At 50.1% G+C, this 8,696-nt stretch carries 6 protein-coding genes; 2 read left to right on the plus strand and 4 right to left on the minus strand.

What is annotated here, in order from left to right:
- Positions 1-61 precede the first annotated feature (61 nt).
- From ACJ2PR_RS26615 to ACJ2PR_RS26630, 4 genes are all read right to left on the minus strand, one after another.
- The gene (locus ACJ2PR_RS26615; protein WP_446879224.1) at positions 62-2,050 is read right to left on the minus strand and encodes a peptidoglycan DD-metalloendopeptidase family protein; all 1,989 of its coding nucleotides are present in this window, start codon (positions 2,048-2,050) and stop codon (positions 62-64) included.
- Positions 2,051-3,211: 1,161 nt separating this feature from the next.
- Entirely contained in the window at positions 3,212-3,673 is a 462-nt protein-coding gene (locus tag ACJ2PR_RS26620; RefSeq protein ID WP_446868128.1) for a tRNA (cytidine(34)-2'-O)-methyltransferase, read from the minus strand.
- Positions 3,674-4,046: 373 nt separating this feature from the next.
- Positions 4,047-5,177: a glutamate--cysteine ligase gene (gene gshA / locus ACJ2PR_RS26625; RefSeq protein WP_446879225.1), complete on the minus strand. Its 1,131-nt coding sequence runs from the start codon at positions 5,175-5,177 to the stop codon at positions 4,047-4,049.
- Between the two features lie 257 nt (positions 5,178-5,434).
- Positions 5,435-6,133, minus strand: coding sequence for a TetR/AcrR family transcriptional regulator (locus ACJ2PR_RS26630; RefSeq protein WP_446859847.1), 699 nt, complete (start codon positions 6,131-6,133; stop codon positions 5,435-5,437).
- A 230-nt stretch (positions 6,134-6,363) separates the two neighbouring features.
- On the opposite strand from ACJ2PR_RS26630, the gene ACJ2PR_RS26635 reads away from it, so the two are divergent.
- On the plus strand, positions 6,364-7,662 hold the full coding sequence (locus ACJ2PR_RS26635) for an HlyD family secretion protein (RefSeq protein ID WP_446879226.1): 1,299 nt from the start codon (positions 6,364-6,366) through the stop codon (positions 7,660-7,662).
- A gap of 20 nt (positions 7,663-7,682) precedes the next feature.
- On the plus strand, positions 7,683-8,696 hold a 1,014-nt coding region (locus ACJ2PR_RS26640; RefSeq protein WP_446879227.1), incomplete at its 3' end, for an ATP-binding cassette domain-containing protein.

The raw sequence follows: 8,696 nt of genomic DNA on the forward strand, positions 1-8,696 counted from the left end.
AATAGCAAAAAGAGGAGCCAGTAAGACTCCTCCAAGAAGAAATCAGTCATTCACAGAACGACTAGCCGCGATTTTGAGGCAGATAGGCGATCGGGTTAACCGCTCCCTGACCTGGAAGATGAACTTCAAAGTGAGAGTGAGGCCCGGTGCTAAAGCCTGTACTGCCCATTTCAGCGATTTGCTGACCTTGAGCGACCTGCTGACCCACTTTCACTAAAATGCGGTTATTGTGCCCATAGAGGGTAACGCTGCCATCTGCGTGCTTGACCTCGACCAAGTTGCCATAGCCGCCATCATTCCAGCCTGCGGTGATCACCTTACCGGGAGCCGCCGCCACAATCGGAGTCCCGATCGGGGCCGCAATATCGATCCCTTTGTGCATCCGTCCCCAGCGCCAGCCATACGGAGAAGTCAGCATTCCCTTAGCAGGCCAGATATATCCGGCAAACTTACCACTTCCAGGCAAGTAAGAATCGGGCTTGCCCAACGGCGGTAGGCTAGGAGAAACCATTTTGCCCACCGAAGACCGCATCAAGGGCGCGTAGGACTCCGAACCCGCAGGAGCGGCTGCCACGATTTGAGGTTTCTTAGCCTGCGGTTTTTCTGATTTGCGCTCACGCTGCTGCAAACTGCGAAGCTCTGCTTGGAGGGTTTCTAGATTGCGACTGGGACGAAACTCTGGGTTGACCCGTCGAGTCGAAGCGTTGAGCGTGGAGGGAGCGGGAGCCTGAGTACGACCGGAGTCTAGAGGCTTAGACGGTTGGCTAGATCCTCTAGACTGGTACTTTTGACGCAGCTTAACCACCTCTGAAACCAGGTTGTTGACGTACTGATCGGGCTGCTTGGAGTCGATCGCTTGAGACGCTTGAGGCGCTTGAGTTTTGCCGTATTGTCCGCCTGATGTAATTCCAGAAGGATTTACGAGGGCAAACTGCTCGGCATCTCCGCCTACGCCAGCGGTCGAAGGAATGGGCTGGACATTTACAGAAACAGAGGGCGCAGTGGGTTGATTGGTCGCAGCAGAAAGGCTAGGCACCACTGGAACGGTGACCGAAGTCAGTCTGTCTGAAACTGAAGCAACCGGAACTGAGGCAACCTGCGAAGGCAAGGCTGCGCTAGATTGGGGAATTTTGATCGATTGATTAACCTTTAGCAAATTGGGATTGCTCAGTTGGTTAATCTTCACCAATTCCGAGGAAGAAACCCCGTGAGCTTGCGCGATCGAGGACAGGGTTTCCCCAGCGTTTACCTGATAGCTCATCAGATTTGCCACTTCAGCAGGAGATGGCACCTCCGCCGTGGAAGCCAACCCGTTCTCGGACTCCTCAGACTTCAACTCCGCCAAACTCTGCTTCAGACGATCCCGCTGCTGCTTTAGGCTCTGGACGGCAGCATCTTGCTTACTCTTTAGCTGCTGAGACTCGTCACCGGGGGTATAAATCCCAGGCTGGCTTGAGGCGATGACAGCAACGGGTTCTGTGAGTGAGGGCACTACTGCATTTGTAGAACCAGTGGCAGACACAGCCGCACGGTCATCAGGCCGACTTTGCTCAACGGTCGAAGCGCTTGCGGGCACTTGCAGCACTTGCCCAACGTAGAGAACGCTGTCAGGGCGCAGATTATTGAGCGTGGCGAGTTCGCTGACACCGAGTTTGTAAAGCTGCGCGATTCTCCAGAGGGTTTGACCTTCTTGAACCGTGTGCTTGACCTGTTCGGATTGAACGGCAGCAGCAGCTTCACTCAGGGGCGGCAAAACCGCAACATCGGGTATCGTAGCGGCGGTCGGTTCGGCAGGAACAGGTTCAGCGGCGACAGCGGCTTCTCCTTGTTGAGGTGCAAGTACCCCGTAAGCTCCCATCGAAATTGCCAACCCGATCATGGCGGCAGAAGTGCGAACGCGACGGTTTGATTCTGGGAGCGCCTGCTTGGGCTGTTCCGTCAGAGCGTCATTGTTGACAGCGCTAAAGGGAACAGGATTGATCTCTTGCGGAAATGCTCGTTTCAAAAAACGACCTCCTAAATGTCCAGCATTTAACTGTCCTTGAGTCATGAATTTCACCCTCTGTCAGTGATCAAAACTGCTTGAAGAAGCGATCGAGATCACAATCGGTAAATACACTTAGGCAAGATTACCTTGCTTTTTTGATTTAGACAAGTTCATATCATTCAACAAAATGAAATGATTTCCTGACAAATACCAAAAACGCGGGTGACTGACTTGTAGCAACTTATCGTAACAGGGTAACTGTCCGATGTTGACCTGAGACAAATCCAAACAGGAGTTTAGCTTACTCTGCTCAGATTGCAACAGGAAAATATGGGGCAGTTGTTGATTCATAACTCAGAAAGACGGACAGGGTGTGAATCTGTCTAATTGAATCTTTAGTCCAATCTTAAGATCCGCGTCAAGTCACTGATTATCAGCATGTAGTGACATGAAGTTAAAGCAAAGGCAGATTCGCCTTCAACCGTAGAATCATGCAGACTACCATACTCTAAAGACGCAGGTCTGTCGCCTGGAAGAAATTATAAAAGCTAGAATCCTCACTCCACGAAGATTTCAGCCATTGAAAATTAATAGTTTGAAATTTCGAAGATAAAAATCTGAAGTTCTTCCGACGATCGGCACCTCTGATATAAATTTCTTATTGGTTTAAAGCAATTTAGTAGTGTAAATCACTAATTGTGGGGATGATTTCACTTTGTGAATCAGGAGGCAGTATTTTCTCTGCACAACTTCTGCATGATTATCAGCTTGATGCCTAGATGCACATATTTAGATGCACATATATAGATATGGCATTGGTCAGCCATCATAGATTCTAATCCTTAGATCTACGGCTTGCCGGAGTTAAAGCGATTTTGGATTAACAGAAGTATTTGAGCTAAGAAACAAAGCTTTCTGCACAATTCTGGGATAACAGGGCTGAGTTCAAGCGCTACAAACAAGCGCTACAAAAGGGTTCAGGATTTGAGCGGTAGACGTTAACTCAACGTCAGTTCGATGAGAGTGACTCACTCCGTTATTCAGCACTTCAGCCCCCTAAATCCCCCAATTCTGGGGGATTTAGGGGGCTGAAGTGCTGAATAACGGAGCGGAAAAACTCCATCGAATTCACGTTAACTCAGACCCGGCCGCTTTCATAATCTGGAGGTGGTCTCTTTGAGGTGTCCGCAAAGGTCGCCCTAACCTGCTCTCAATCGTGGACAACTACTGCATCAATCCGAGTTGGCGACGAGCCTCAAATAGTCCAACAGTTGCGCTGACAGAGAGGTTGAGACTTCTAACCTGCGGCTGACTCATAGGAATATGAACCGTCAGAGCACACGCAGACAACACGTCGGTCGAGAGTCCGGTCGTTTCGCTACCAAATAGCAGCCAGTCGTCGATCGCATAGTTGACCTGAAGATAACTAGAACGTCCTGAAGTGCTAAAGCCGATCCAGCGGCCGCCCTGCTGTTGGTGAAAGGTCTGAAACGCTTGTAAAGACTCGTGACAGTGCAGGTTGACATAGGGCCAGTAGTCGAGGCCAGCCCGCTTGAGGGTGCGATCGCTAATTTCAAATCCTAGCGGCCCGACTAGGTGAAGTTCGGTATTTGTAGCAGCACAGGTTCGAGCGATATTACCCGTGTTAGGGGGGATCAGGGGCTGAATCAGGACAATTCTAGGCATGAATGAATCAATACTTGAGTTCTCAGTATCCAGAAGAATGCAGATGATCGGCTAAATTGAACGATTGATATATTTTTTTAATAATAGAGAATCATTGATGGATTGATTAGATATTTTAATTTTAAATTATCATCAGCCTCTGGATAGATTAAAGATTTGATTTTGTCATAAAGTAGTGATTTTTCTTGGCGAGAACTTAAATTCTCCTTTTATCAATCTCTAATTTGGCGCAGAAGAATCAATCAGTTGGCTTAGGGATCGATCGCATTTTTAGGGGAGCTTTAGTTGATTTACCTTCAAAATTTAGCGGTCAGACTAAAATTTTGCTGACAATTTTACTCCAACCGCTAAAGGTCACCGACCAGATTTGTCTTTACGCCACCAACAATTCTGCTTGAAGCGCCACTTCTTGCATTTGCATTGATTGGATTGCGTCCATCAGAATCTGCTGATTACCCCAGCCCTGCTGTCGGAGTTTTAGCCAGCGTTGCGCTTCATTGCCTTCTCGAAGAATTTTTTTAACAGGAAGTAAAAAGCAGCTAAAGCCGTGTTTTTTGGCGATCGACCAGACTTCACCATAAAGTTCTTCGACCCAATCTTGAGCCAAAATAGGCCGACCGTCCTGCCAGTGGCGCAATTCAGCCTGCAAACTATCCTTGGCGGCGAGGCTTTCATTTTGGTCGGTCAGCGTGACCAATTCCTCGGCAGAGAGGTCGCTGAGTTGGAGCGGGTCGAGATCAGGATTTTCGATAAGTTGGATAAGTCGAGCTTCTAGAAGGGCTGTAACCGAGAGGAGGGCGATCGGATCAGACACCAGATCACAAATCCTCAGTTCCAAACGGTTGAGATTGTAGGGACGGCGATCGCCATTCGGACGTACCGATGACCAGAGATGCCTCACATTTTGCATCGTTCCGGCTGCTAGTTGTTCTTCTGTCCAGTTGATAAAGTGAGCGTGGCTGGCAAACAGGGGGACGTGAGCAGGTGTTTTGGGAAAAAGTCCCCAGCGAGTTGAATGGTAACCCGTCACGTCCCCATTCAAAAAGGGAGAGGCGGCACTCAGCGCCAAATACAACGGAGCTTCTAGCCTCACCAGCCGACAGGCCCGCATGAGAACTTCCGGATCACTAATGCCAACATTAATATGGACGCTGGCCGTGACAACTTTGGTGCCATAAGTCTGTTCGATGTAATCGTGATAAGGATTTCCAGGATCAGAGCGATGAAAGCGATCGGCTCCTCCCAAGGACAACGTGCTTCCCGGAATCAGGGTATAGTCTCCAAGTTGTTTGAGATATTGGCGCAGTTGAGTGCGAGGGCGTACCAGATCACAGAGCGATCGTTCGTATCGATAGCTAGGAGGGGTGGTGTATTCAACGTTTCGGCTATCCGGTTCTCTCACAAAGCCGTCAAGTGTAGCCACAATTTTGTCAGACATGCCGACGACTTCACCTTCGGGCGTTCCTGTGTAAACCTCAATTTCAAACCCTTTAGATAGCAGCATCTTGCCTCCGAAAAGTGATCGCTCTTATGTTTCCAGTATCAGGGAAAAGGGGAATTGGGGAGAGAGTCGGAAGAGGGAGGAGGAAAGGAGGAGGAAAGGAGGAGGGAGGAGGGAGGAGGGAGGAAAAAATTGTTTCTATCGGTTTGGGGGTGTCAATATTTCGGATTTTGCTCTTACCAAACAAGAACCTCGACGAATCGCCACAACTCCCAATTTCTGTCCTCCTCCCTCATCCCTCCTCCCTCATCCCTCCTCCCTCATCCCTCATCCCTTCTTTGCGCCAGGACTAAATTAATTAGGTTGTTGATCAAGCGATCGCGCTCCATTGGAATGATGTCTTTGCCGTAGAGAACTTCTTGTAAAACGACGAATGAGACGAGCGACCCGAAGAAAATTTGGGCGATCGCGTCTGGGTCATCAATGCCGATTTCGGGGTGCAGATCAAAATAACCTCTGAGAAGCTGCCGACCCTGGACGACAACGGCGCGAGTGTAGAGCTTGGCTAATTCTGGAAATCGGGCGGACTCGGCAATAATGATCCGAAACAGAGATAAATATTCCTCGTTGACTACCTTTAAAAAGTACGTCTCTGCAATTTGTCGCAGCATGATCGCCGGGTCGCCGCGCAACGATTCTGAGCAAAAGGTTTCTTGAAAGTGGCGAATCGTGGCCCGCTCGATCAAGGCGATAAATAGTCCTTCTTTGTCGCGAAAGTGGCTGTAGATGGTTTGTTTTGACACGCCTGCTTCTGTGGCCACTCGATCCATGCTGGTGCCTGGGTATCCCGATCGCAAAAAAACTCGCATCGCCCCCTGAAGGATCTGTTCCTGTTTTGGACTGGCAGCCACGCTCAAGATTTTTAACTCAGACACTTTTAACTCAAATACTTCTAACTCAGATACTTTTAACTCAGACACTTTTAACTCAGACATCGGCGGCGGTGAGTCAGGGGACATCGACGATCCTAAGTGATCAATTAAGACTCCGTAGAGCGACTGGAGACGAGAAGACAGAACCCTCGATCGTCCGTTAGCCACAGCCTACCCATCATTGACCGCTACTAGCCATTCTTGCCTTTGAATTCAGATTGGCTTATTAACTTTTTCAAAGAGGGATTGTTTAATCAAACTGGACAGTCTAGTATGATTTTAACCCGCATCCTCGCTGCTTTAAAAGCCTTACTGCGATGTCTCAGACTCTTCCCAAATCGACGGACAATATTCAGGATTCGCTCAAACCTCAAGCGCGGCGTAAATTTAAGCCCATGTTGCTGATTCCGATTGGAGTGGCGATCGCCGGGATCAGTTACGCCACCTGGCAACTTTTGCCCAAACCTGAAGCGACAGCACTGCGACTGAGCGGACGGATTGAGGCAGACGAAACGGATATTGGGGCAAAGACAGGGGGACGGGTGAGTACGATCGCCGTTCGAGAAGGGGATCAGGTGCAAAAAGATCAGGTGATTGCTGAGATCACCGATGAAGAAGTGCCCGAACAGTTGAGAGCAGCGACGGCAGACATTCAGGCGGCTCGGCAAGAAGAACAGCAGGCGAGACAAGAGGTGGCTGTGGCAGACAGTCGAATTCGAGAATCGCAGCTTAATTTGCAGCAGTCCAAAGGCGACGCAACCGGGCGAATCAGTCAAGCCTCGTCTACCGTTTCTGCGGCCAATGCTCAACTGGCACAATCACAGGCACAGGTGAAGCAAGCCGAAGCTGACCTCAAGCAAGCCGAAGCGCAACTGAGATTGGATATTAAGACGCGCGATCGCTATGCTCAACTCGTGGCAGATGGCGCAATCAATCAGCAGCAGTTTGATCAAGCCCAAACGACGGTCGAAACGACTCAGGCAAAGATCGAAACCGCTAAAGCAACGTTGTTGTCTCGTCAGGCGGCTGTTGCGGCGGCTCGTGATCAGCTCAGTGCGGCTCAGGGTGGGCTAACTCAAGTGCAGACGACGGGATTGAATCCGGATATTCGTAGCGCTCAGTTGGCTGGCTTTTATCAACAGCGCGATCAAGCTTCTGCAAAACTGGCGGCCGCTCAAGCCAAAGTGAGAAATAAGATCGCCGCTCAACAGCAGTTACAAAAACGGTTGGATTCCTTCACGATCAAGAGTCCGATCGCTGGAGTGGTGACGGCTCGGCCTGTGGAACCGGGGGCCGTCGTGGCAACAGGAAAAACGCTGTTGACCGTGATTGATTTGAATTCGGTTTATTTACGCGGCTATGTGCCAGAAGGCGAGATTGGCAAAATTCGGGTGGGACAATCTGCAAGTGTGTTTCTCGACTCCAATCCTGATCAGCCTTTGGCGGCAAAAGTGGCGGCGATCGACCCCAAAGCGTCTTTTACGCCAGAAAATATTTATTTTAGAAACGATCGCGTCAAGCAAGTCTTTGGAATTAAGGTGACGATCGACAATCCCAACGGTTTCGCCAAACCCGGAATGCCGGCCGATGCCGAAGTCAAACTCAACGGCGAATAATCGCAATCAGGACGTTTTCTATGAGTCAGAATGCGATCGACCATCCCACTTCTACGCTGGACGCTTCAGTTTCCAGTTCCCCGATCATTCAAGTCGCCAATTTGCACAAGCATTATGGACGAGTGGCGGCGGTGCGGGGAGTCAATTTTGAAGTGCGACGAGGGGAAGTGTTTGGACTAATTGGGCCAGATGGAGCAGGAAAGACGACGACGTTTCACATTTTGGGCGGCGTAATGGAGGCGACAGCGGGAGAGGTGCGCGTTCTCAATCAGCCTGCACGAGAGGCGAGATTAGGGATTGGCTATTTGACGCAGCAGTTTTCGCTTTATCTCGATTTGAGCTTGAATGAAAACTTGCGCTATGTGGCGGGCTTGCGGCAAGTCCCCGATCGCCTCTTCCAAGAACGTCGAGACAAATATCTGCGGCTGATGAGTCTGGCTCAGTTTGGCGATCGTTTAGCGGGTCAACTGTCGGGCGGCATGAAACAAAAGCTGGCTCTCTGTTGTGCGCTGGTGTCTGAGCCTCAAGTTTTGTTGTTAGATGAACCGACGACAGGCGTTGATCCGGTTTCGCGGCGAGAATTTTGGGATGTGTTGGCGGCCTTGTCTGCGGAAGGGGTGACGATCGTCGTAGCGACTCCCTATCTTGACGAAGCCGAACGCTGTAACCGAGTCGCTTTGATGTATGACGGTCAGATCCAGCAGATTGGCACTCCGGCTGAGTTGCGAAATAGTCTGGGGTTAGAGCGTTTAGAGGTTTTTCCTTCCAATTTGAGTGCAGCAGAGCGGGCGTTAGCCACCAGCGGGGAATTAGGTGAAACGGCGATCGCGGATGTGCAGACCTTTGGCGATCGCTTGGATGTATTGGTGACGGATTTGCGAGAGGGAGAGGCGCAGGTACGGGAGATCCTCGATCGGCATGACTTGAAAGTGGGCGCAATCAATCCCGCAGAGCCAACGTTGGAAAATGTGTTTGTGACTCGATTGCGGCAGGAAGGCTCGGTTCCTCAATTTCTGGAGTTTCCGCGATCGAAG

The sequence above is a fragment of the Phormidesmis sp. 146-33 genome (genome assembly GCF_052939515.1).

What these genes read in the sequence shown, in the direction of transcription:
- gshA (WP_446879225.1), bottom strand. Translation starts at nt 5,177, where the DNA reads ATGCTGCTATCTAAAGGGTTTGAAATTGAGGTTTACACAGGAACGCCC.
- ACJ2PR_RS26620 (WP_446868128.1), bottom strand. Translation starts at nt 3,673, where the DNA reads ATGCCTAGAATTGTCCTGATTCAGCCCCTGATCCCCCCTAACACGGGT.
- ACJ2PR_RS26635 (WP_446879226.1), top strand. Translation starts at nt 6,364, where the DNA reads ATGTCTCAGACTCTTCCCAAATCGACGGACAATATTCAGGATTCGCTC.
- ACJ2PR_RS26615 (WP_446879224.1), bottom strand. Translation starts at nt 2,050, where the DNA reads ATGACTCAAGGACAGTTAAATGCTGGACATTTAGGAGGTCGTTTTTTG.
- ACJ2PR_RS26630 (WP_446859847.1), bottom strand. Translation starts at nt 6,133, where the DNA reads ATGTCCCCTGACTCACCGCCGCCGATGTCTGAGTTAAAAGTGTCTGAG.